The organism is Aeromicrobium sp. 10G20-16 (genome assembly GCF_055809665.1).
The window spans coordinates 214,275-236,896 of record NZ_CM147919.1; the positions used below are offsets into that span (position 1 = coordinate 214,275).

General features: G+C 70.0%; 24 protein-coding genes, 1 pseudogene and 1 riboswitch. Of the genes and pseudogenes, 22 read left to right on the forward strand and 3 right to left on the reverse strand.

Features of this window, described 5'->3' with window-relative positions; translation table 11 throughout:
- Positions 1-71 precede the first annotated feature (71 nt).
- The 13 genes and pseudogenes from fmt (at position 72) to AC0L5F_RS01050 (ending at position 9,256) form a co-directional block, all read left to right on the forward strand.
- Positions 72-995 (forward strand): methionyl-tRNA formyltransferase, encoded by a 924-nt coding sequence (gene fmt / locus AC0L5F_RS00990; protein WP_473314738.1) that lies wholly within the window; start codon positions 72-74, stop codon positions 993-995.
- Entirely contained in the window at positions 992-2,278 is a 1,287-nt protein-coding gene (locus AC0L5F_RS00995; protein ID WP_473314739.1) for an RsmB/NOP family class I SAM-dependent RNA methyltransferase, read from the forward strand. The genes fmt and AC0L5F_RS00995 overlap by 4 nt, the downstream gene beginning before the upstream one ends.
- A gap of 93 nt (positions 2,279-2,371) precedes the next feature.
- Positions 2,372-2,737 (forward strand): hypothetical protein, encoded by a 366-nt coding sequence (locus AC0L5F_RS01000; protein ID WP_473314740.1) that lies wholly within the window; start codon positions 2,372-2,374, stop codon positions 2,735-2,737.
- A gap of 28 nt (positions 2,738-2,765) precedes the next feature.
- Complete coding sequence (rpe, locus tag AC0L5F_RS01005; RefSeq protein ID WP_473314741.1) at positions 2,766-3,437, forward strand: ribulose-phosphate 3-epimerase; 672 nt, start codon at positions 2,766-2,768, stop codon at positions 3,435-3,437.
- Between the two features lie 33 nt (positions 3,438-3,470).
- Positions 3,471-3,604: riboswitch (FMN riboswitch) on the forward strand.
- 62 nt (positions 3,605-3,666) lie between these two features.
- On the forward strand, positions 3,667-4,707 hold the full coding sequence (ribD, locus tag AC0L5F_RS01010; RefSeq protein ID WP_473314742.1) for a bifunctional diaminohydroxyphosphoribosylaminopyrimidine deaminase/5-amino-6-(5-phosphoribosylamino)uracil reductase RibD: 1,041 nt from the start codon (positions 3,667-3,669) through the stop codon (positions 4,705-4,707).
- Positions 4,707-5,330 (forward strand): riboflavin synthase, encoded by a 624-nt coding sequence (locus AC0L5F_RS01015; protein ID WP_473314744.1) that lies wholly within the window; start codon positions 4,707-4,709, stop codon positions 5,328-5,330. Before ribD ends, AC0L5F_RS01015 begins: the two co-directional genes overlap by 1 nt.
- Positions 5,323-6,363: a 3,4-dihydroxy-2-butanone-4-phosphate synthase gene (gene ribB, locus AC0L5F_RS01020; RefSeq protein WP_473314745.1), complete on the forward strand. Its 1,041-nt coding sequence runs from the start codon at positions 5,323-5,325 to the stop codon at positions 6,361-6,363. Before AC0L5F_RS01015 ends, ribB begins: the two co-directional genes overlap by 8 nt.
- Positions 6,323-6,607: a GTP cyclohydrolase II gene (locus tag AC0L5F_RS01025; protein WP_473314746.1), complete on the forward strand. Its 285-nt coding sequence runs from the start codon at positions 6,323-6,325 to the stop codon at positions 6,605-6,607. Before ribB ends, AC0L5F_RS01025 begins: the two co-directional genes overlap by 41 nt.
- Positions 6,604-7,077, forward strand: coding sequence for a 6,7-dimethyl-8-ribityllumazine synthase (gene ribH / locus AC0L5F_RS01030; RefSeq protein WP_473314747.1), 474 nt, complete (start codon positions 6,604-6,606; stop codon positions 7,075-7,077). Before AC0L5F_RS01025 ends, ribH begins: the two co-directional genes overlap by 4 nt.
- A 114-nt stretch (positions 7,078-7,191) precedes the next feature.
- Positions 7,192-7,456: pseudogene (locus AC0L5F_RS01035) on the forward strand (phosphoribosyl-ATP diphosphatase).
- Between the two features lie 103 nt (positions 7,457-7,559).
- Entirely contained in the window at positions 7,560-8,405 is an 846-nt protein-coding gene (gene hisG / locus AC0L5F_RS01040) for an ATP phosphoribosyltransferase (RefSeq protein ID WP_473314748.1), read from the forward strand.
- A 16-nt stretch (positions 8,406-8,421) separates the two neighbouring features.
- A complete protein-coding gene (locus tag AC0L5F_RS01045; protein ID WP_473314749.1) occupies positions 8,422-8,841 on the forward strand; it encodes a PH domain-containing protein in 420 nt (139 codons plus the stop codon).
- A gap of 13 nt (positions 8,842-8,854) precedes the next feature.
- On the forward strand, positions 8,855-9,256 hold the full coding sequence (locus tag AC0L5F_RS01050; protein ID WP_473314750.1) for an SseB family protein: 402 nt from the start codon (positions 8,855-8,857) through the stop codon (positions 9,254-9,256).
- A 5-nt stretch (positions 9,257-9,261) separates the two neighbouring features.
- Here AC0L5F_RS01050 and AC0L5F_RS01055 read toward each other — a convergent pair whose 3' ends face one another.
- On the reverse strand, positions 9,262-10,263 hold the full coding sequence (locus AC0L5F_RS01055) for a GNAT family N-acetyltransferase (protein ID WP_473314751.1): 1,002 nt from the start codon (positions 10,261-10,263) through the stop codon (positions 9,262-9,264).
- 277 nt (positions 10,264-10,540) lie between these two features.
- Between AC0L5F_RS01055 and infC the strand changes: the two genes are divergently transcribed.
- The 7 genes from infC (at position 10,541) to pheT (ending at position 17,435) form a co-directional block, all read left to right on the forward strand.
- A complete protein-coding gene (infC, locus tag AC0L5F_RS01060) occupies positions 10,541-11,281 on the forward strand; it encodes a translation initiation factor IF-3 (RefSeq protein ID WP_473314752.1) in 741 nt (246 codons plus the stop codon).
- Positions 11,282-11,476: a 50S ribosomal protein L35 gene (gene rpmI / locus AC0L5F_RS01065; protein ID WP_473314753.1), complete on the forward strand. Its 195-nt coding sequence runs from the start codon at positions 11,282-11,284 to the stop codon at positions 11,474-11,476.
- A gap of 34 nt (positions 11,477-11,510) precedes the next feature.
- On the forward strand, positions 11,511-11,897 hold the full coding sequence (rplT, locus tag AC0L5F_RS01070; RefSeq protein ID WP_473314754.1) for a 50S ribosomal protein L20: 387 nt from the start codon (positions 11,511-11,513) through the stop codon (positions 11,895-11,897).
- A 62-nt stretch (positions 11,898-11,959) separates the two neighbouring features.
- Complete coding sequence (locus tag AC0L5F_RS01075) at positions 11,960-12,724, forward strand: TrmH family RNA methyltransferase (RefSeq protein WP_473314755.1); 765 nt, start codon at positions 11,960-11,962, stop codon at positions 12,722-12,724.
- Positions 12,725-12,730: 6 nt separating this feature from the next.
- Positions 12,731-13,771 (forward strand): sensor histidine kinase, encoded by a 1,041-nt coding sequence (locus AC0L5F_RS01080; RefSeq protein WP_473314756.1) that lies wholly within the window; start codon positions 12,731-12,733, stop codon positions 13,769-13,771.
- A 50-nt stretch (positions 13,772-13,821) separates the two neighbouring features.
- Positions 13,822-14,898, forward strand: coding sequence for a phenylalanine--tRNA ligase subunit alpha (locus tag AC0L5F_RS01085; protein ID WP_473314757.1), 1,077 nt, complete (start codon positions 13,822-13,824; stop codon positions 14,896-14,898).
- The gene (gene pheT, locus AC0L5F_RS01090; protein WP_473314758.1) at positions 14,895-17,435 is read left to right on the forward strand and encodes a phenylalanine--tRNA ligase subunit beta; all 2,541 of its coding nucleotides are present in this window, start codon (positions 14,895-14,897) and stop codon (positions 17,433-17,435) included. The genes AC0L5F_RS01085 and pheT overlap by 4 nt, the downstream gene beginning before the upstream one ends.
- Positions 17,436-17,454: 19 nt before the next feature.
- Here the strand turns inward: pheT and AC0L5F_RS01095 are convergent, their stop codons facing one another.
- Together AC0L5F_RS01095 and AC0L5F_RS01100 are read right to left on the reverse strand one after the other, a co-directional pair.
- Positions 17,455-18,012, reverse strand: a complete 558-nt coding sequence (locus AC0L5F_RS01095; protein ID WP_473314759.1) for a LemA family protein — start codon at positions 18,010-18,012, stop codon at positions 17,455-17,457.
- Between the two features lie 43 nt (positions 18,013-18,055).
- Positions 18,056-19,867, reverse strand: coding sequence for a DUF2207 domain-containing protein (locus tag AC0L5F_RS01100; RefSeq protein WP_473314760.1), 1,812 nt, complete (start codon positions 19,865-19,867; stop codon positions 18,056-18,058).
- A gap of 96 nt (positions 19,868-19,963) precedes the next feature.
- On the opposite strand from AC0L5F_RS01100, the gene argG reads away from it, so the two are divergent.
- Both argG and argC read left to right on the forward strand, forming a co-directional pair.
- Entirely contained in the window at positions 19,964-21,412 is a 1,449-nt protein-coding gene (argG, locus tag AC0L5F_RS01105) for an argininosuccinate synthase (protein ID WP_473314761.1), read from the forward strand.
- A 20-nt stretch (positions 21,413-21,432) separates the two neighbouring features.
- Complete coding sequence (argC, locus tag AC0L5F_RS01110) at positions 21,433-22,497, forward strand: N-acetyl-gamma-glutamyl-phosphate reductase (RefSeq protein WP_473314762.1); 1,065 nt, start codon at positions 21,433-21,435, stop codon at positions 22,495-22,497.
- Positions 22,498-22,622: the final 125 nt, after the last annotated feature.

The window sequence follows — 22,622 nt, forward strand, 5'->3', positions numbered from 1 at the left end:
ATTCACCCGGAGGAGTGACGGGTTGCCCGGGGGAGTCGGGGCGGTCGTCGCCGACACCTAGACTCGGGCGAGTGAAACTCGTCTTCGCCGGTACTCCTGACGTGGCGGTCCCGAGCCTCGAGGCACTGGTCGCGAGTCGTCACGAGGTGGCAGCCGTCATCACGCGCCCGGACGCAGCTGCCGGCCGTGGTCGCACCCTGCGACCCTCTCCGGTGGCCGAAGCGGCGAGGGCGCACGGCATCGAGGTGCTCACGCCCGCCAAGGCATCGGACCCCGACTTCCTGGCCCGACTCCGTGAGATCGGTCCCGCCTGCATCCCGATCGTCGCCTACGGCGCCCTGATCCGACGCGAGGCACTCGACATCCCCGAGCTCGGGTGGGTCAACCTGCACTTCTCGGTCCTGCCGTCCTGGCGCGGCGCCGCCCCGGTGCAGCGCGCCATCATGGCCGGCGACGAGATCACCGGCGCCACCGTGTTCTCGCTGGTCGAGGCGCTGGATGCCGGTCCCGTGCTGGGCACGATCACCGAGCGCATCCGCACCGAGGACACCGCCGCGACCCTGCTGGAACGTCTTGCCGACCTCGGCAGCCACCTGCTCACCGACGTGATCGACCACATCGAGGACGGCGACATCGGGGCCGTCCCGCAGCCGGAGGAGAACATCTCCTACGCCCACAAGCTCACCACCGACGACGGTCGCATCGACTGGAGTCGTCCGGCCTTCGCGATCGACCGCCAGATCCGCGGGTGCACGCCCGCACCCGGTGCCTGGACGACCCTCGACGGCGAGCGTCTCAAGATCGGTCCGGCGACGATCGCAGATGACTCCACGCTGGACGCCGGGCACGTCAGCATCGGCAAGCGCGAGGTGCGGGTCGGCACCGCCACCACCGATCTCGTGCTCGGCCAGGTGCAGGCCACGGGAAAGAAGCAGATGGCGGCCGCCGACTGGGGTCGCGGGCTCGGCGGCACCACTGCCGCGGTGTTCGCATGACCGATCCGGTCAGATCGATCGCGTTCGCGGTGCTGCGTGCGGTCGACGAGCGCGACGCCTACGTCAACCTCGTGCTCCCGACGATGTTGGCCGAGCACCACGTCGACGGTCGCGACGCCGCGTTCGCCACCGAGCTCGTGCACGGCAGCATCCGCCGCCGCGGCACCTACGACGCGATCATCGACCGCGTCGCCAGCAAGGGCATCGGCTCCATCAACGCGCCGGTGCTCGATGCCCTGCGCCTCGGAACCCACCAGCTGCTGAGCATGCGGGTGCCACCGCACGCTGCGGTCTCCACGTCGGTCGACGTCGTGCGCCGCGAGATCGGCCACAAGCCGGTCGCCTTCGCCAACGCGCTGCTGCGCAAGATCGGTCAGAAGGACCTGGAGGGCTGGATCGAGGCGGTCACCGAGGGTGCCGACGCCGACGACGCGCGAGCCGTCCGGCACTCCCATCCTCGGTGGATCGTCGAGGCGCTGCGCGAGGCGCTCGGCGGTCACGCCACGCAGATCGACAAGCTGCTCGTCGCCAACAACGAACCCCCCAAGGTCACGCTCGTCGCACGCCCCGGCTTGATCGATCCGGCCGATCTTCCCGGCGTACCGGGCTTGCTGTCGCCCTACGCCCGCATCCTCGACGCAGGGCTGCCGGGCGACATCGAGGCGGTGCGTGATGCGCGCGCGGGCGTGCAGGACGAAGGGTCGCAGCTGGTGGCCATCGCTGCTGCCGACGCTGTCGTCGACGGCTCCGACGCTCGCTGGCTCGACCTGTGCGCCGGGCCGGGAGGCAAGGCGGCGTTGTGGGGTGCGATCGCCGCGCAGCGCGGTGCCACGCTGGTCGCCAACGAGGTGCAGCAGCATCGGGCCGTGCTGGTCAGCAAGGGAGTCCGACGACTCGACAATGTCGAGGTGACCGTGCACGACGGCCGGGAGGGGCCGTGGGAACCCGCGTCGTTCGATCGTGTGCTCGTCGACGCGCCGTGCACGGGCCTGGGTGCGTTGCGGCGACGTCCGGAGTCGCGCTGGCGCCGCCAGCCGTCCGACCTCGACCAGCTGGTCCCGCTGCAGGAGGCGCTGCTGACGCGTGCCCTCGAGCTGGTGCGCCCCGGGGGAGTCGTGGCGTACGCCACCTGCTCGCCGCACCTGCGTGAGACCACGGGCGTCGTGGCAGCCGTCACCGCCGGTCGCGACGACGTGACGGTCGAGTCGACCCAGCAGTGGTGGCCCCACGTCGACGGCACCGACGCCATGTTCGTCGCGGTGCTCCGGAGGACCCCCGCCTAGGCTGGATCCATGCAGAAGCGGCGTCACGACGGACCACCTCGGGGGTACACGTGGCACCCGCTGGTCGCTGAGGTCGAGCGTGAGCTGTCCTCGGTGGCGTCCGAAACCGCATGGCCTCCGCCGGTTCTCGGTCTCGTTGCGGGCCACGCGGTGTGGTTCTGCCCCTGCTCCGGCGACGGCAACGGCGATGACGACGCAGCGACGTGGGAGCCGACATGGTTGGTGTTCACCGATGGGGCCGATGGCGCCGGGTGGTGTCGCGTGCCTGACCACGAGGATGTGGCTGATCATCTGCAGGGTTGGCGGGTGGCGGGAGATCACGTGGCCCTCACCCAGGTCCTCGGCTGGGTCCGGGGCGAGGTCGAGGCCTTCGATGCCGGCACCTTCGACGGGCTGCGGAGTCAGGACGCGGAAGCGGCGGCGAACGAAGTGCGCCGGCGCCTGAGTCTGCCCGGGTGATCCGAAGCGATAGCACTACGATCGTCGCGTGGGCATCCAGATCTCGCCGAGCATGTTGTCGTCGGACTTCGCGAACCTCGAGGCCGAGGCGGCCCGCATCGCGAGTGCCGACTGGTTGCACATGGACGTCATGGACAACCACTTCGTCCCCAACCTCACTCTCGGCGCACCCGTGATCGAGGCGCTGTCCAGGCTGGCGAAGCAGCCGATCGACGCGCACCTGATGATCGAGGACCCCGACCGCTGGGCGCCTGCGTTCGTCGAGGCCGGCGCCGGCAGCATCACGTTCCACGTCGAGGCGGCCGCCGCACCGGTCCGACTGGCCCGCGAGATCCGCGCCCAGGGCGCCCGCGCGTCCATGGCGCTCAAGCCGGCCACGCCCATCGAGCCCTACGAGGACCTGCTGCCCGAGCTCGACATGGTGCTGATCATGACGGTCGAGCCCGGGTTCGGCGGTCAGAAGTTCCTCGACATCTGTCTGCCCAAGATCGAGCGCGCGCGCCGCCTGATCGACCGCCACGGCGGTGACATCTGGCTGCAGGTCGACGGCGGCGTGTCCGCCGACACCATCGAACGCTGCGCTGCCGCCGGGGCCGACGTCTTCGTGGCCGGCTCCGCGGTCTTCGGCGCGGACGATCCCGACGCGATGATCGCCACCCTGCGCGAACTTGCCGAAGGTCACACCACCCGCGCCGTGTGACGCGGGTACACTCGGGGTATACGAGCTAGTGCTCGCGTGCTCCGGGGTCGGTGCAATTCCGAACCGGCGGTGACAGTCCGCGACCCGCGGTCCCACTTCGGTGAGGCCCGGTTGAGCCGGTGGAATTCCGGCGCCGACGGTGAAAGTCCGGATGAGAGGCGCACGCAGGTGACGCGGTGGACGTGTCACCTGTCCCCGGGTCGCGCGTGCCGCGACACCGGGAGGACAGATGGCCAGCGACATCGAGATCGACGCGATGCGCCGTGCCCTCGATGCCGCCCGCGCCCAGGGCAACGCCCTGCCGAATCCCACGGTCGGCTGCGTGCTGCTGGCACCCGACGGTCGTGAGATCGCCCGCGGGGCGACCGTGCGCCGTGGCCCCCACGCCGAGATCGTCGCCCTGCGCCAGGCAGGCGCCGGTGCCAGGGGTGCCACCGCCGTCGTCACCCTCGAGCCGTGCGACCACACAGGCCGCACCGGCCCGTGCTCGCGCGCGCTGATCGACGCAGGTGTTGCCCGGGTGGTGTTCTCCCAGAGCGACCCGAATCCGGTGGCGTCCGGGGGAGGGGCGACGCTGGCGGCCGCAGGAGTCTCCGTCGAGTCCGGCGTGCTGATCGACGAGACCGCGGGGCTCAACGCCGCGTGGATGTTCGCGATGATCCATGGCCGCCCCTTCGTCACGTGGAAGTACGCCGCCACCCTCGACGGCCTCAGCGCCGCACCCGACGGCACGAGCCAGTGGATCACCGGGGTCGAGGCGCGGCGTGACGTGCACCGGCTCCGCGCGAGCACCGACGCGATCGTGGTCGGCACGGGCACCGTGCTCGCCGACGACCCCCGCCTCACCGTCCGCGACGACCAGGATCAGCCGTACCCGCCCGACGAGCAGCCCCTGCGCGTCGTGGTCGGGGACTCACCGATCCCGACCGCCTCGCGCGTGCTCGACGGTGACGCGCCGTCGGTCGTCATCCCGTCCCACGATCCGGCAGCCGTTCTCGCCGAGCTCGCCGAGCGAGAGATCCGGCACGTGTGGCTGGAGGGAGGGCCCCGTCTGGCCGGAGCCTTCTGGGACGCCGGTCTGATCGACCGGGTCATCGGCTACCTCGCACCGACGATGCTCGGCGCCGGCCGGCCAGCCCTCGCGGGTGCGGCCACCACCCTGGCGGACCGCCGCGACATCGACATCACCGAGCTGACCTTCGTCGGCCCTGACATCCGCATCATCGGCGCGCCGGCTCCGGTTGCGGCCACACGAGAGGATTCCGCCTGATGTTCACCGGACTGGTCGAGGAGAAGGGAGTCGTGACGGCGATCGAGCCGCTCGGCGATGCTGTGCGGCTCACGATCCGCGGCCCCGTCGTCACCTCTGACGCCGAGCACGGCTCCTCGATCGCGGTCAACGGCTGCTGCCTGACCGTGATGGCGCAGGGCGACGACGCGTTCAGTGCCGACGTGATGGCCGAGTCGCTCGACAAGACGTCACTCGGCGACCTGTCGGTCGGCGACGAGGTCAACCTGGAGCGCGCCATGGCGGTCGGCCAGCGCCTCGGCGGCCACATCGTGCAGGGACACGTCGACGGCACCGGCCGGCTCATCGACATCGCGCCCAGCGAGCACTGGACCGTCCTGCGCTTCGAGCTGCCCGACGACCTGGCCCGGTACCTGGCCGCCAAGGGCTCCATCACCGTCGACGGAACGTCGCTGACCGTCGTCGAGATCCACGACCGCACCACCGAGAGCCCGTCGTGGTTCTCGGTGTCCCTGATCCCCACCACCCTCGCCGACACCACGCTGGGCGCTCTCGCCCCGGGAGACCGGGTCAACCTCGAGGTCGACATCCTCGCCAAGCATCTCGAGCGCCTCATCGCCCGCCAAGGAGACACCCATGAGTGACCACGAGCCGACCCACGCAGGCGTTCGCCTCGACAGCATCGAGCAGGCCATCGCCGACATCAGAGACGGCAAGGCGATCGTGGTCGTCGACGACGAGGGCCGCGAGAACGAGGGCGACATCATCTTCGCCGCGAGCAAGGCCACGCCTGCGCTGATGGCGTTCCTGGTGCGGTACTCCAGCGGGCTGGTGTGCGCGCCGACCACGGGCGAGATCCTCGATCGGCTCGCGATCCCGCTGATGACACCGCACAACCGCGAGATGATGCGCACCGCGTACACGGTCTCGATCGACGCCCGTGACGGCATCACCACCGGCATCTCGGCCTCCGACCGCGCCAAGACCTGCCGGGTGCTGGCCGACTCGGCCACCGAGCCGTTCGAGCTGAACCAGCCGGGCCACATCATCCCGCTGCGCGCGAAGCCCGGGGGAGTGCTGGAGCGTGCCGGCCACACCGAGGCGGCCGTCGACTTCACCCGTCTGGCCGGACTGACGCCGGCCGGCGTGATCGGCGAGGTCCTGCACGACGACGGCACCCTGATGCGCGCTCCTGCGCTGCGCGAGTTCTGCGACGAGCACGGTCTGTCGCTGGTCTCGATCGAGGACCTGCAGATCTACCTGCGCCTCCACGAGTCGCAGACCGAGCTGCTCGCCACCACCCGACTGCCCACGGAGTTCGGCGAGTTCACGGCGCACGGCTTCCGCGACCGCATCGACGGTGCGGAGCACATCGCGCTCGTGTACGGCGACGGCATCGGAGCGGACGGGGGCACCGAGGACGTGCTGACCCGCATCCACTCCGAGTGCCTGACCGGTGACGTGTTCGGATCGCGCCGGTGCGACTGCGGACCGCAGCTCGAGCTGTCGATGACCGAGATCACCCAGCACGGGTCGGGTGTGGTGGTCTACCTCCGCGGTCACGAGGGCCGTGGCATCGGGCTGCTGCACAAGCTGCAGGCCTACGCGCTGCAGGACTCCGGCACCGACACCGTCGATGCCAACCTCGAGCTTCGGCTTCGGCGAGGACGAGCGTGACTACGCCGCCGGCGCGCAGATCCTGCGTGCCCTCGGCATCACGTCCGTGCGCCTGCTCACCAACAACCCGGACAAGACCACCGCGCTGGAGGCCTATGGCGTCAAGGTGAGTGAGCGTCTGCCGCTGCTGATCGAGCCCAACCCCGACAGCCTGCGCTACCTGCAGACCAAGGCCGAGCGCATGGGTCACGACCTGCCCGGGCTCGACCTGTCACACCCCGCATCCGAAGGAGATCCCGCATGAGCGGCGCCGGAGCACCCGACCTGCACGTGGACGCCAGCGGAGCGACCGTCGTCATCGTCGCGTCGTCGTGGCACACCGAGGTGATGGACGGCCTGATCGCCGGTGCGCAGGCGGCGCTGGCCGACGCAGGCGTCACCGACGCCGAGCTGGTGCGTGCGCCGGGCTCGTTCGAGCTGCCGATCCTGTGCCAGGCGGCGGCCCGTGGCGGAGCCGACGCCGTCATCGCGCTCGGCGTCATCATCCGCGGGGGGACGCCGCACTTCGAGTACGTGTCGGCCGCGGCCACCGACGGCCTGACCCGGGTCGCGCTCGACACCGGTGTCCCGGTCGGATTCGGCCTGCTCACCTGCGACACCGACGAGCAGGCGCTCGACCGGGCCGGTCTGCCGGGCTCTCGCGAGGACAAGGGCCGCGAAGCCGTCGAAGCCGCCCTAGCCACCTGGTCCCTGCTGGCCTCGAGTTCGCGCTGAGCCTGACGTTCTGACCTCGACACGCTGGCGTGTCTGGTCCAAACGTCAGGCTCACGGTGTCCCGCGGGCCACCGCGGCCGCACAGTCCGGGGGCCGCCGATAGACTGCGGCACGATGAAGACCTTCGACGACCTGTTCGCGGAGCTCGCCGAGAAGGCGAGCAGCCGCCCCGAGGGCTCGCGCACCGTCGCCGAGCTCGAACGCCGGTGTGCACGCCATCGGCAAGAAGCTGGTCGAGGAGGCCGCCGAGTCGTGGATGGCCGCCGAGCACGAGGGCCCCGAGCGCACCGCCGAAGAGCTCAGCCAGCTGCTGTACCACGCGCAGGTCATGATGATCGCGGCCGGAATCTCCCTGGACGACGTCTACGCCCATCTGTGACGAGTCGGCTGCTGCCTGAACGCCCCATGCGCCCAGCACCCGCCGACTCGTGCCCCGATCTCGTCACACAGACTCGCCAGCCACAGATCCACGAGGACCCACCATGTTGAAGATCGCCGTTCCGAACAAGGGCGCGCTCGCCGACGCCGCCGCTCTCATGCTCAGCGAGGCCGGCTACCGGCAGCGCCGCAACCCCAAGGACCTGGTCACCCTCGACCCCGACAACGAGGTCGAGTTCTTCTACCTGCGTCCTCGTGACATCGCGATCTACGTCGGCGAGGGCACGCTCGACGTCGGCGTCACCGGCCGTGACCTGCTGCTGGACTCCGGGGCGCACGCCGCCGAGAACATCGCGCTGGGATTCGGCGCGTCGACGTTCCGGTTCGCGGCGCCCACGGGCTCGATGACGCAGGTCGCCGACCTCGCCGGTCGCCGTATCGCCACGTCCTACCCCGGCATCGTGCGCGCCTTCCTGGCCGAGCGCGGCATCGAGGCCGACGTCGTGCGGCTCGACGGAGCGGTCGAGTCATCGGTGCGGCTCGGCGTGGCCGACGCCATCGCCGACGTGGTCGAGACCGGCAGCACGCTGCGTCAGGCCGACCTCGAGGTCTTCGGCGACCCGTTGCTGTCGTCCGAGGCGGTCCTCATCACGCGGAAGGACTCGGCGCTGCCGGCCGGTTTCGACGTGTTCAAGCGGCGCCTGGACAGCGTCATCGTGGCGCGCACCTACGTGATGATGGACTACGACATCCGTGAGGACGCCGTCGAGCAGGCCATCGAGCTGACGCCCGGCATCGAGTCGCCCACCGTCTCGCCGCTGCATCGCGACGGCTGGGTCGCGGTGCGGTCGATGGTGCCGCGCGACTCCGCCCAGAAGATCATGGACGGCCTGTACGGCCTCGGCGCCCGCGGCATCCTGGTCACCGACATCCTCGCGTGCCGGATCTGACGGGCAGGTCCTGACGATGTCCGCACACCTCTGGCGCCCCGGTGGCGCTCGCTACGTGGCCTACGGCGTCGCGGTGATCCTCGTCGTGCTCACGGTCGCCATCGGCGTGGCGCTGCCGCGCGAGATCACCTTCACCGTCGCCGAGCTGATCACCCTCGTCCTGATCCTGGTGGCCGCCCTGGCGCTGCTGCATGGCGTCGGCCGCAGCACCGTTGCCGTCGACGAGCACGGGGTGCGGGTCCGCAACGGGTACCGCACCCACAGCGTCGCGTGGGCCGACGTCAAGGGCTTCGCGATGAACGACGGCGAGCCGTGGCCCACGCTGGTGACCACCGACGACGACCGCGTCATGCTCTTTGCCATCCAGGGCACCGACGGACCGCGGGCGCGCGCGGCGCTGGACGACCTGCGCCGGCGACTCGACGAGGCCCGATGACCATCGGTGCCCGATGAGCCACGACCGCACCCTGGCCGAGCCGCAGTTCCCGGGCGACGACGGCACGGTCGACCCGCGTCTGGCCGAGGCGCTCGGTGACGACGCGGCCGTCTTCGAGGTGCTGCCCGACGTGCGGGTGTTCGTGCCGATCGTGCCGATCCTGGGCGAGAGCACACCATCCGGCGGTGACAAGAACGCCGACATGGCAGCGGTGCTGATGACGGGAGCCGACGGTCGCACCGCGCTGCTGGCCTTCAGCAGCACGGCCACCATGGCTGCGTGGGACCCCACGGCGCGCCCCGTGCCCGTGCTCGGGTCCGGCGCGGCCCGCGCAGCCCTCGACGAAGGTGCCAGCGCGATCCTGCTGGATCTCGGCAGCCCCGCGTTCACCGTGGTCGAGCTGCACCCGGCGTGAGCAGCTCAGACGGCGATCGCACGCACGGCTGACAGTGGCACGGTGATGTGCACGTTGCCGTCGTGACGCTCGACCCGGGCCACGAACCCGGCGTTGCCGACCGCGCGCAGCAGCTGGTCGTTGGATCCGGCGGTCACGAAGGTCAGCCGCTCGGCGCCCAACGACTTGGCCCGGCCGGCCGACTGCTTGACCAGCAACGAGCCGAGGCCGTGGCCCTGCCAGGCGTCCTCGATCAGCAGCTGGAACGTCCAGACCGAGTCCACCTGCTGCAGCACGCCGTGCCCGACGATGTCGAGTCCGACCTGCACGACGAGGGCGAGACCGTTCTCGGGACTGATCAGCCGCCGGACCATCCGCGTGGTCATCGGCAGCTTCAGCGGCACCTGGTAGCGGTGGTACAGCGTCTCGATGCTGCAGCGCTCGTGCAGGGCCGACACGGCGTCGATGTCGGACAGCGAGGCGGTACGCACCAGCGGCAGGGGCTGGTGGGTGGAGGGTGCGATCAGCGGTACGTCGGCGCCCGCGTCGCCGACCAGGGACAACAGTGCCTGGGCACGTGCCCGTTCCACCGGCGTGAACGGCACGGCCCGACTGATCCGCAGCACGGTGCCGTTGCGCCGCGTCAGGTCCAGGACGTCGTGGCCGGCGTAGTCCGCGACGTCCGGCGGCGCGACGGCGAGCAGCTCCTTGAGCACGTCCTCGACGTCGCGGCCGTCCTCGATCACCTGGTGCACGCCCGCCAGGTAGCGAGTGGTCGCGTCCGCGGCGGCGTCGTGCTCGACCCGCGTGACCGACACGTCGTCGCCCCCCGCCTCGGTGAACAGGTCGGCGACCTCGACGTCGGTGGTGCCTTCGGGAGCCTGGACGACGAACTCGTCGATCACCTGGGGGCTGGTCACGAAGACCTGCATCGAGACGATGTTGACGCCGTGCCGGCCGCAGGCGGCCGCGACCTCGGCCAGAATGCCCGGCCGGTCCGCCAAGGTCGTGCGCACGCGCCACATCATGGGTCCAGTGTGGGCGCGGAAGTTTGCCAGATCGCATCGCCGACGTTTCGTGCGTGTGACAGATGTGGCGCGATTTCGTCTGCGAGGCCGCGGACTGGTAGTCTTGACCCTGAAGTGGAGGCCACCTCCCACCTGCATGGTTGAGAAACCGTGGGGTCCTTGCCGCTCGACGGCGTCGGTTCGCCGACCTATCGGACGGTGATCGGTCGACGGACACGCTCCGAACGCCGTGGAATCGTGGCCTCCGTTTCGACGGAGGCCATTTTTCTTTGCCGCCATGCACATCGGTGCCGGCCAAGACCTCCACCCACGAACCCCAGGAGGATCCATCACCACAGAGCTGCGCGTCAACGACCGAATCCGCGTTCCCGAAGTACGTCTCGTTGGTCCTGGCGGTGAACAGGTGGGCATCGTCCGCATCGAGGATGCCCTGCGACTGGCGGCGGAAGCCGATCTCGATCTCGTCGAGGTGGCGCCCACTGCTCGTCCGCCCGTCTGCCGCCTCATGGACTACGGCAAGTTCAAGTACGAGACGGCGCAGAAGGCTCGTGAGTCACGGCGTAACCAGACGAACACCATCATCAAGGAAATGAAGCTCCGCCCCAAGATCGACCAGCACGACTACGACACCAAGAAGGGTCACGTCGTTCGGTTCCTCAAGGGTGGCGACAAGGTCAAGATCACGATCATGTTCCGTGGTCGCGAGCAGCACCGTCCCGAGCTCGGGTACCGGTTGCTGCAGCGTCTGGCCGGCGACGTGGAGGATCTCGGATTCATCGAGTCCAATGCCCGCCAGGACGGTCGCAACATGACGATGGTGCTCGGACCGCACAAGAAGAAGTCCGAGGCGCAGGCCGAGGTGAAGGCCGAGAAGGTCAAGTCCACCGCAGAGCGCGAGGCCGAGAAGGAAGCCGACGAGGCAGCCGACAAGGCGCACCGCGAAGCCCACCAGAAGACCGCAACACCCAAGAAGCCCCGTCGTCGTTCAGAGAACCTCGACCCGGACATGGAGGCATAGATGCCCAAGTTCAAGCCCCACTCGGGGATGAAGAAGCGAGTCAAGCGCACCGGCAGCGGCAAGCTGCGTCGTGAGCAGGCCAACCGTCGCCACCTCGCGGAGTACAAGACGTCGACCCGCAAGCGTCGTCTCGAGGGCACGGTTGACGTGGCCAAGTCCGACACCGCCCGCGTCAAGAAGATGCTGGGCCTCTAGCCCCGCCTGACCCACCGTCTGAAGGAGTACCGACATGGCACGCGTCAAGCGTTCAGTCAACGCCCAGAAGAAGCGCCGCGAGACACTCGAGCGCGCTTCCGGGTACCGCGGGCAGCGTTCGCGCCTGTACCGCAAGGCCAAGGAGCAGGTCACCCACTCGCTGGTCTACAACTACCGTGACCGCAAGGCCAAGAAGGGCGACTTCCGTCGTCTGTGGATCCAGCGCATCAACGCTGCGGTCCGCCTCGAGGGCATGACCTACAACCGCTTCATCCAGGGTCTTCGCCTGGCCGGCGTCGAGGTCGATCGCAAGGTCCTCGCCGACCTCGCGGTGCACGAGCCCGCAGCATTCTCCGCGCTGGTCGCCACGGCCAAGGCTGCTCTGCCGGCCGACGTCAACGCCCCCGCGGCCTCCGCCTGACCGCGGAACGCCCCACACCCGTGGCGAGCTCGCCCGCTGCCCTCACCGTCCGATCCGGACGTGTGAGGCACGCGCGGCGGCTCGCCACTCGTGCGTTCCGGGCCGAGACCGGGGAGTTCCTCGCCGAGGGACCGCAGGCCGTGCGCGAGGCCTTGGCGGTGTCGGGCGTCGTCCTGGAGGTGTTCGCGTCCGCTGACGCGACGGCACGCCATGGCGACCTGGTGGACGCGGCCGCCGATCGGTGGACGGAGGTCGCCGACGACGTCGTCGCCGAGATCGCCGATGCCGTGCATCCCCAGGGAGTCGTGGCGCGGTGCCGCAGCGTGGTGACGACCCTCGACGCGCTGCCGGTCTCCGCGAGGTTCGTCGTGGTGTGTGCCGACGTGCGCGATCCGGGCAACGCCGGAGCGGTGATCCGGTGTGCCGACGCCGCTGGCGCCGATGCCGTGATCCTGACCGGCGACAGCGTCGACCCGCTCAACCCCAAGGCGGTCAGGTCCACCGCCGGCAGCCTGTTCCACCTCCCGGTCGTCACGCACCGCGACATCGCCGAGGTCATCGACCGGCTCCGCTCGGACGGCCTCCAGGTGCTGGGCGCCGACGGCTCCGCCACGGTCGGGCTCTACGACGACACCCTCGACCTCACCGTGCCGACCGCGTGGCTGATGGGCAACGAGGCGTGGGGGCTGCCGGCGCACGTCAGTGCCATGGCCGATCACGTGGTGAGCGTGCCGATCTACGGTCGGGCCGAGAGCCTGAACCTCGCGACGGCCGCTGCCGTGTGCCTGTACGCCAGTGCCCGGGCCCAGCATCCCGCGCTAGATTGATCGATCATGGACCTCGACGACCACCCGGACGGCGTCATCATCGCCGGTCCTGACGGGATGGTCGAGTACGTGAACGACCGCGTGAAGGTGATGGCGCACGCCACGGGCGACGAGATGATCGGGATGCACCTGTCCGAGGCGGTTCCCTTCGACGACCTCAACGGCAAGTCCTGGTACGACTGCGTGCAGCCCTACGACGGGTTCGCGCTGCGCAAGCGGCTGTCGGAGTCAGCCTGGTGGTCGCCGCGCGGCAGCGAGTACCTCATCACGGCTTCGCTGGTGCGTGACGAGCCCCACGGCCCGGTGGTGCGGGTGGTGGTCAACATCCGCAACGCCCGCATCCGCAACCAGCGCGACCGCGAACGCTCCGACCTCGTCGCCACCGCGGCTCATGAGCTGCGTTCGCCCCTGACCGGCATCAAGGGCTTCACCTCGACGCTGCTCAGCAAGTGGGACAAGTTCAGCGAGGAGCAGCGCCGGTTGATGCTGGAGACGGTCGACTCCGACGCCGACCGGCTCACCCGGCTGATCACCGAGCTGCTCGACGCCGCCCGCATCGACGCGGGCCGTCTCACCCTGCGACGCGGACCGGTGCGACTCGGTGAGCTGGTCACGCGGGTGCTCACCAACGTCTCCGCGGGGTCGGGCACACCGTTCGTGGCCGACATCGATCCCGAGCTCGAGGTGATCTGGGGCGACAGCGATCGGATCATCCAGGTGGTGACCAACCTGGTAGAGAACGCCATGCGGCACGGCCACGGCCTCAAGCGCGTGCTCGTGCAGAACACGGTGCACCCCGACTTGCAGGGCGGGGTCTCGCTGCAGATCCATGACCGCGGGCCCGGCATTCCGCCGGAGGCGCGCCAGCGCGTGTTCAGCAGGTTCTGGCGAGCGGGTCCGGGACAGGGCAGCGGCCTCGGCATGTACATCGTCCGCGGCATCGTCGAGGAGCACGGGGGAGCCATCGACATCCAGGACTCCGAGGGCGGCGGTGCCAACATCCGGGTGTGGTTCCCCATCAACGAGCCCGACGCCCTCACCGACTGACCGCCGTCGATACACTCGCTCGGCACCCGCCACCGTCCCGAAAGGCCAGCATGTCCGCGCCCGCGACCCCCCATGCAGACGAGATCGACCGCTTGCGGGACGAGGCGTTGGCGGCCTTCGCGGCGGCGACCACGTCGGCCGACCTCAAGCAGGCGCGGCTCGACCACGCCGGCGACCGCTCGCCACTGGCACTGGCCAATCGCGCGATCGGGTCGCTGCCGGTCGAGGACCGCAAGGACGCCGGTCGGCTGATCGGCCAGGCGCGCGGGGCGGTCGCGCAGGCGCTGGCAGCGCGCACGGCCGAGCTCGAGGCCGCCGACGAGGAGCGCGCGCTCGTCGACGAACGGGTCGACATGACCCTGCCGTGGGACGTCGAGCCCGTCGGTTCCCGGCACCCGCTGACCACCATCCAGGAGCACGTGGCCGACATCTTCGTGGCGATGGGCTGGGAGGTCGCCGAGGGCCCCGAGGTCGAGGCCGAGTGGCTCAACTTCGACGCACTGAACCTCGGGCCCGACCACCCCGCGCGCACCATGCAGGACACCTTCTGGGTGAGCCCCGAGGACGCGGGGATGGTCCTTCGCACCCACACGTCGCCGGTGCAGGCGCGCACGATGCTCGACCGTGAGCCGCCCATCTACGTGATCTGTCCCGGCCGGGTGTTCCGCACCGACGAGCTCGATGCCACCCACTCGCCGGTGTTCCACCAGGTCGAGGGCCTCGCCATCGACGAAGGACTGTCGATGGCCCACCTCAAGGGCACCCTCGACCACTTCGCCCAGGCCATCTACGGCCCGGACATGGTCACGCGCTTTCGGCCTTCGTACTTCCCCTTCACCGAGCCGAGCGCCGAGATGGACCTGCTCTGCTACGTCTGCAAGGGCGAGCCCGGCGAGGTCGCGGCCTGCCGCACGTGCCGCGGCGAGGGTTGGGTCGAGTGGGGCGGCTGCGGCGTGGTCAATCCGCGCGTGCTGATCGCCTGCGGCGTCGATCCGGAGAGGTACTCCGGCTTCGCCTTCGGCATCGGGCTGGATCGCACCATCACCGGTCGTTACGACATCGCCGACCTGCGCGACCTGTTCGACGGCGACATCCGCTTCACCGAGCCGTTCGGAGTCGGACTGTGAGGGCCCCCGTCGGCTGGCTGCGCGACTACGTCGACCTGCCGGCCGACCTGACACCGGAGGACCTCGCCGAGCGCCTGACCGCGTTCGACCTCAAGCTCGAGGAGATCGTGTCGTCCGGCATCACCGGCCCGCTCGTCGTGGGCAAGGTGTTGGCGCTGGTCAAGGAGCCGCAGAAGAACGGCAAGACGATCAACTGGTGCCGCGTCGACGTCGGCGAGCACAACGACCCGAGCACGCCCGACGCTCCCGGCGAGGACGTGCCGTCGCGCGGCATCATCTGCGGCGCGCACAACTTCGACGAGGGTGACCTCGTGGTCGTGTCGTTGCCCGGCACGACGCTGCCTGCACTCGGGTTCGAGATCGGGGCGCGCAAGACCTACGGGCACGTGTCCGACGGCATGATCTGCTCGCTGGCCGAGATCGGGAAGACCGCCGACGCTCCGCACATGGTGCCCGGGTCCGGCGCGGACGGCATCATCGTGCTGGAGCCCGGCTCGGCGCAGCCGGGGGACGACGCGATCGGTCTGCTCGGCCTCGACGAGGTCGTGCTCGACCTCGAGGTGAACCCTGACCGTGCCTACGCCTTGTCGATGCGTGGCATCGCTCGTGACGCGGCCATCGCGTTCGGCGTCGCCTTCCACGACCCGGCCGACGTCGACGTCACGACCGACGGCGAGGCCTACCCGGTCCGTGTCGACGCCACGGACGCCTGCGCGGTGTTCGTGACCCGCGAGGTCACCGGTGTCGATCCCACCAGACCCAGCCCGGCCTGGATGGTCGATCGGCTGACCGCGGCGGGCATGCGCTCCATCTCGCTGGCCGTCGACATCAGCAACTACGTGATGCTCGAGCTCGGACAGCCCAACCACGCCTACGACCGCGCCAAGCTCACCGGCGACATCGTGGTGCGTCGACCGACGGTGGGGGAGAAGCTCACCACCCTCGACGACGTCGAGCGCGCCCTGGATCCGGCTGACCTCCTGATCGCCGACGACGCCGGTCCCATCGGTCTCGCCGGAGTCATGGGTGCCGCCCACGTGGAGATCGACGAGCACACCACCGACATCGTCATCGAGTGCGCCTGCTTCGATGCGCCCACGGTGTTCCGCACGGCCCGCCGACACAAGCTCAGCTCGGAGGCGTCCAAGCGCAACGAACGCGGAATCGACGTCACGCTGCAGCAGCGCGCGGCCACCAGGGTCGGCGAGCTGCTGGTCGAGCTCGGCGGCGGAACACTGTCACCCGGCATGACCGTGGTCGGTCAGTCGCCGACGATGCCGCAGATCACGCTGCCGGCCGACCTGCCCGCTCGCATCACCGGGGTCGCGATCGACGCGGCCACGTGTGTCGAGGCGTTGCGGGCCAACGGGTGCGAGGTCGACCTCGTCGGGAGCGGGTCGGAGGTCACGCTGACCGTGGTGCCGCCGCCGTGGCGCCCGGACCTGTCGGCCCCCTACGACGTCGTCGAAGAGGTCCTGCGCGTCGTCGGCTACGACCAGGTGCCGTCCATCCTCCCCGCGGCCCCCGCGGGACGCGGGCTGACCCAGGCGCAGGTGCTGCGCCGTCGCGTCGGCATGGTGCTGGCCGGTGCGGGGCTCGTGGAGGTCAAGACGTTCCCCTTCACCGGCCCTGCGGCCCTGGACCGACTCGGCCTGCCCGCCGACGACGCACGTCGTCGTCAGGTGCTGCTGGAGAATCCGCTGTCGGCCGAGGAACCCGGCATGACCACCACCTTGCTGCCCGGCCTGCTGAAGGCGCTCGCGCTCAACGTGGGTCGCGGTCACGCCGACGTGCAGATCGTCGAGATCGGGCGGGTGTTCCGTCCTCGGGCCGACGGTGCGCGAGCGCCGATCTACCCGGTCGACGACCGGCCCAGCCCCAGCGAGGTCGCGGCCTTCGCCGAGGCGCTGCCCGAGCAGCCGCAGCACGTCGCGTTCCTGCTCGACGGCGAGCGGGAGCGCGCTGGATGGGGAACGGCCGGTCGTCGAGCCTCCTGGGCCGACGCCGTCGCGATCGTGCGTCAGGTCGCCGAGACCCTCCACGTCGAGGTGGCCGTGCGCCAGGCCACCCACGCTCCGTGGCACCCGGGCCGGTGCGCCGAGATCCTCGTGGGCGAGGAGACGATCGGACACGTCGGCGAGCTGCACCCGCGCGTCGTGCGAGATCACGGTCTGGCCGGCGTGGTCGCCGCGGCTGAGCTCGACCTCGATGCCCTCATCGCCGCGGCGCCCGCGCTGGGCCCTCGGCCCGACTTCTCGGCCTACCCCGTGGCCAAGGAGGATCTCGCGCTGGTCGTCGCCGACGACGTGCCCGCCGAGACCGTGGCCGCCACCCTGCGTGGCGCTCACGCGTTGATCGAGTCGGTGCGACTGTTCGACGTCTACACCGGTGACCAGGTGCCCGACGGACATCGGTCGCTGGCCTTCGCCCTGCGCCTCCGCGCAGCGGACCGCACCCTGACCGACGAGGACATCACGGCGGCCCGCACGGCAGCCGTCGACGCCGCAGCAACCCTCGGCGCCACCCTCCGCACCTGATCGAGGGCTCAGCGAGAACCTAGCCGAAGGAGACGGTGGGGGGAGCGGCCTGGCCGTCGGGGGCGTCGTAGAACTCGCGCGGGCTGACGCCTGCCACTCCGGAGAAGAACATCCAGGGGATGGTCTTCACGAGGGTGTTGAGCGTGGCGACGGCGTCGTTGTAGTACTGGCGGGCGAACGAGATCTTGTTCTCGGTCTCGGACAGCTCGGTCTGCAGCGACTGGAAGTTCGCCGACGCCTTGAGGTCGGGGTACGCCTCGGCCACGGCGAGGACGTTGACGATGGCCTGGTCGAGCCGGGCGTTGGCGGCTGCCTTCTCCTCGACGGTGCCGTCCTTCGCGGCAGCCGCGACCCCGGCGCGCGCGTTGGTGACCTCCTCGAACACGCCCTTCTCGTGCGAGGCGTACCCCTGCACGGTGGTGACGAGATTGGGGATCAGGTCGGCGCGGCGCGTCAGCTGCACGTCGATGCCGCCGAGCGCCTCCTGGGCCTTGATGTCGGCCTTGCGCAGCAGGTTGAAGCCGTAGACGCCGAACAGCACGAGGGCCACGACGACCAGCAGGATGATCCAGATCATGCGATGTCTCTCTTCTGTGGGGGATTGATGTGTGCGCTGTCGGTCACCAGGAACCGCCGCCTCCGCCTCCGCCGCCACCTCCGCCACCGCCACCACCGCCGCCCCCACCGGACGACGACGTCTGGGTGGCGGCGTAGGCGCTGATCGACGAGGACAGCGAGGACTCGAAGCTGGAGAACGCGTCGCCGCCGCCGAACAGGCTGAAGCCCTCGTTCGAGGCGGTGCCGCCGGAGTACCAGACCGGAAGAGGCGCCGGGGATCCGGTGGTCATCTCGTACTTGTGCGCCCAGCGGTCGGCACAGTCGAACGCGACGGCGTACGGGATGAACGCGGTGTACAGGTCGGTGCGACCGCTGAAGTCGAAGCGGTCCTGCGCCGAGTCGGTCGAGAGCAGGCGACGGAACCCGCCGGCGTGCGACCAGAGCTCGCGGCCGAGGGGGGTGCGACGCCGGCCCACGCCGGGCAGGAACAGCCCGATCCCGCCGACCACGAAGGCGGCGAACGGGAGCATGTACATCCCCACCGGAGCGAAGATCGCGACGAGGGCGGAGACCACGATCGCCAGTCCGACCAGGGCCGTGCCGATCCACTCGGTGGGGGCCGACTGCTCGGCCTGGATGCCCTTGGCCCATGTGCGGGTGGCCGAGCCGATGCCGGACTGGGTCGACTGCAGGATCTCGCCGGCCTTCACGGCGTTCTTCTGCGCGATGAACGTTCCGCCCACGTGGGTGACGCCGAGTCGCTCGCCGACGTAGCGGGTGACGTCGTCGGTGGCCTGCCACGCCGCGGCGTCTGCAGCGCCGGTGACGGTCCACCGACCCTTGTCGCCCTGGGTCAACGTCGTCAGTCCCTGCTCGGCCTGGTACAGCAGGGTCGCGACGAGCGACCGCTTCGGGGTGCGCTCGTTCATCACGTAGGAGGTCTGCACCGGCCCCATCCCCGGCGGAGGCTCGTAGGCGACCCCGAATCCGGGTTCTTCCTCGCGCGAACGACGCTCCAGGACGTGGCCGACCGCACCGGCGGCCAGCGTCAGCACCATGACGACCCAGAACGCAGGGACGCTGCGGCCGAAGGCTCGATCGAATTCGATCGACCAAGGCACCGTCTGGCGGCCCGGCGTCGTGATCGGCAGTCCGATGCGCACCGTGACGGGAGTCCGGGCGGCGAGCGCTCCGGTCTCGACCGTGACGGCACGGCTTCCTCCACCGTCGATCGAGCATGCGCCGCTGGGGGAGACGGCTGTGCCGAATCCGGTGGTGCACTGCACCTTGCCCGACTCCGTCGGCAGCTCGACGGTGACCCGGGACCGGTCCATCGTCATGCCCCAGCCCGGTGCGACCACGTTCCAGTAGAAGACCGACTGGGCAGGCTGCTCGTCGGTCCAGCTCGACGAGGCGAACGACCCCTGGCCGGCCGTGGTGGGCGAGAGCGCACCGTCGATCCGGTACGAGATCGTGTAGACGTGCGACCCCTCCGACACGTAGCGATTGGCGTCGCCCACCTTGGCGACGCGGAATCGGCGACCGTTCTGCCACAGCAGCTCGAACGGTTCCGGACGGCCGTCGAGGGTCACCGAGATGTCTTGGGGCACCAGGCGCACGTGGGAGTCCGAGGGATCCCGCAGGTCCCAGTAGCGGAAGATGCCGTGCCGGCCGTACGGGAACTCCGCCGTGATGCGCTCGGTGGCCTGCACAGCGCCGTCGTCGCCGACCGAGAAGGTCGCGTCGTAGTCCGAGATGCGCACCGGGTCCGGGCCGGTGGATCCGCCAGCTGGTACCAGGCCGGCCAGGACCGGGATGAACAGCAGGAGGACCGTGATCACCACTGCGGTGATGCGCAACGCGATCCGGAGCATGGCCAGATCCTAGGGGCACCCGGTGCCGCGGTGACGAGATCGACGTGACTCCGACCCCGTCTGCAAGTTCTTGCAGCCGTATGCAAGAATGTGAACATGTCCAAGGTTCTCACCAGTCTTCCCGTCGGCCAGCGCGTCGGCATCGCCTTCTCCGGAGGTCTCGACACGTCGGTGGCCGTGGCGTGGATGCGTGACAAGGGCGCCGTTCCCTGCACCTACACCGCCGACATCGGCCAGTACGACGAGCCGGACATCTCCGGCGTGCCCGGACGCGCCATGGAGTACGGCGCCGAGCTGGCGCGTGCCATCGACATCAAGAAGCCGCTGGTCGACGAGGGCCTCGCGGCGCTCGCCTGCGGCGCCTTCCACATCCGCTCCGGTGGTCGCACGTACTTCAACACCACGCCGCTGGGCCGCGCCGTCACCGGCACGCTGCTGGTGCGCGCGATGCACGAGGACGACGTCAACATCTGGGGTGACGGTTCGACCTTCAAGGGCAACGACATCGAGCGGTTCTACCGCTACGGGCTGCTGGCCAACCCCGAGCTGTTGATCTACAAGCCGTGGCTGGACGCGGAGTTCGTCGCCGAGCTGGGCGGGCGCACGGAGATGAGCCAGTGGCTCACCGAGCGCAACCTGCCGTACCGCGACAGTCAGGAGAAGGCCTACTCGACCGACGCCAACATCTGGGGCGCCACGCACGAGGCGAAGACGCTGGAGCACCTCGACGTCTCGCTCGAGACCGTCGAGCCGATCATGGGCGTGAAGTTCTGGGACCCGGCCGTCGACATCGACACCGAGGACGTGACGATCTCGTTCGAGGCCGGGCGTCCCGTCGCGATCAACGGCGAGACCTTCGGCGGCGACGCCGTGGCGCTCGTGCACGAGGCCAACACCATCGGCGGCCGGCACGGACTCGGCATGTCGGACCAGATCGAGAACCGCATCATCGAGGCCAAGAGCCGCGGCATCTACGAGGCGCCGGCCATGGCGCTGCTGCACGTCGCGTACGAGCGGCTGGTCAACGCGATCCACAACGAGGACACCATCGCGAACTTCCACGCCCACGGGCGTCGCCTGGGTCGCCTCATGTACGAGGGGCGCTGGCTGGATCCGCAGGCGATGATGCTGCGCGAGTCGGTCGAGCGCTGGATCTCATCCCTGGTCACCGGCAGCGTCACGCTGCGACTGCGGCGCGGCGAGGACTACTCGATCCTCGACACCCAGGGCGAGAACTTCTCGTACCACCCCGACAAGCTGTCGATGGAGCGCACCGACAACGCGGTGTTCGGCCCGGCCGACCGCATCGGCCAGCTGACCATGCGCAACCTCGACATCGCCGACTCGCGGGCCAAGCTGGAGATGTACGCCGAGCAGCCGCTCGACCAGGGCCAGATCCTGGTCGAGAACGGCACCCTGTTCGGCGATCTGCCCGCCGGCGGCGCCATGCGGATCGAGGCCAATCCCGCGGTCGAGGGCGACGGGGATGAGAGTCTGGGTGAGCAGGCGCTGGACGCGGCGGCCATGGAGTTCGGCACCGACTGAACATGTCAGGACTGGGAACGATGATGACCGACACAACCTTTTCGGTGGCGGTGGCAGGTGCCAGCGGGTACGCCGGCGGCGAGGTGCTGCGGCTGCTGCTGCAGCACCCGAACGTCGAGATCGGGGCGCTGACCGCTGCCTCGAGCGCGGGCGACGCGCTGGTGGCGCACCAGCCGCACCTGACCGCGCTGCACGATCGCGTGCTGCTCGAGACCACCGCAGACACCCTCGGCGGGCACGACGTCGTGTTCCTCGGACTGCCGCACGGGCACTCCGGTGCCGTCGCGGCCGAGCTCGGTGACAGCTCGTTGGTCATCGACCTCGGCGCCGACCACCGCCTCGAGTCGGCCGACGACTGGTCCGAGTACTACGGGGGCGAGCACGCCGGCACCTGGACGTACGGACTGCCCGAGCTGTTCGTCACGTCGGCGCCGAACGGCCGCCAGCGCGACCTCCTCGCCGACGTCGACCGCATCGCGGTACCGGGGTGCAACGTCACCGCCGTGACGCTCGGGCTGCAGCCGGCGATCCATGCCGGCCTGGTGGACCCCACCGACCTCGTCGCGGTGCTGGCCAACGGCTACTCCGGTGCCGGCAAGGCCGCGAAGCCGCACCTGCTGGCGTCCGAGGGGCTCGGCGCTGCCGTGCCGTACGCCGTGGGCGGCACCCACCGTCACATCCCCGAGATCGCGCAGAACCTGCGAGCGGCTGGCGCCGGCGAGGTGTCGATCTCCTTCACGCCCACGCTGGTGCCGATGGCCCGCGGCATCCTGGCCACGTCCACTGCCCGGATCACGCCCGGAACCACGCTGGCGCAGGTGCGCGACACCTACGAACAGGCGTACGGGGACGAGCCGTTCATCCACCTGCTGCCCGAGGGGCAGTGGCCGTCCACGGCGTCGACCCTCGGGTCCAACGTGGCGCTGCTGCAGGTCGCGATCGACGAGAAGGTCGGTCGACTCGTCGTCACCAGCGTCATCGACAACCTGGTCAAGGGCACCGCCGGTGGCGCCATCCAGTCCATGAACCTGGCCCTCGGTCTCCCCGAGACCACGGGCCTGCCCACGACGGGAGTCGCCCCATGAGCACGCTCACACGTTTGCCCGGAGGAGTGATGGTTTACCAGCAGGCCACGGCAAACCTCACGATCGGCGACACTTCACCTGGCATCTCGTCACTCCTCCGGGCAAATTTCCCCAAGGACGTAAGC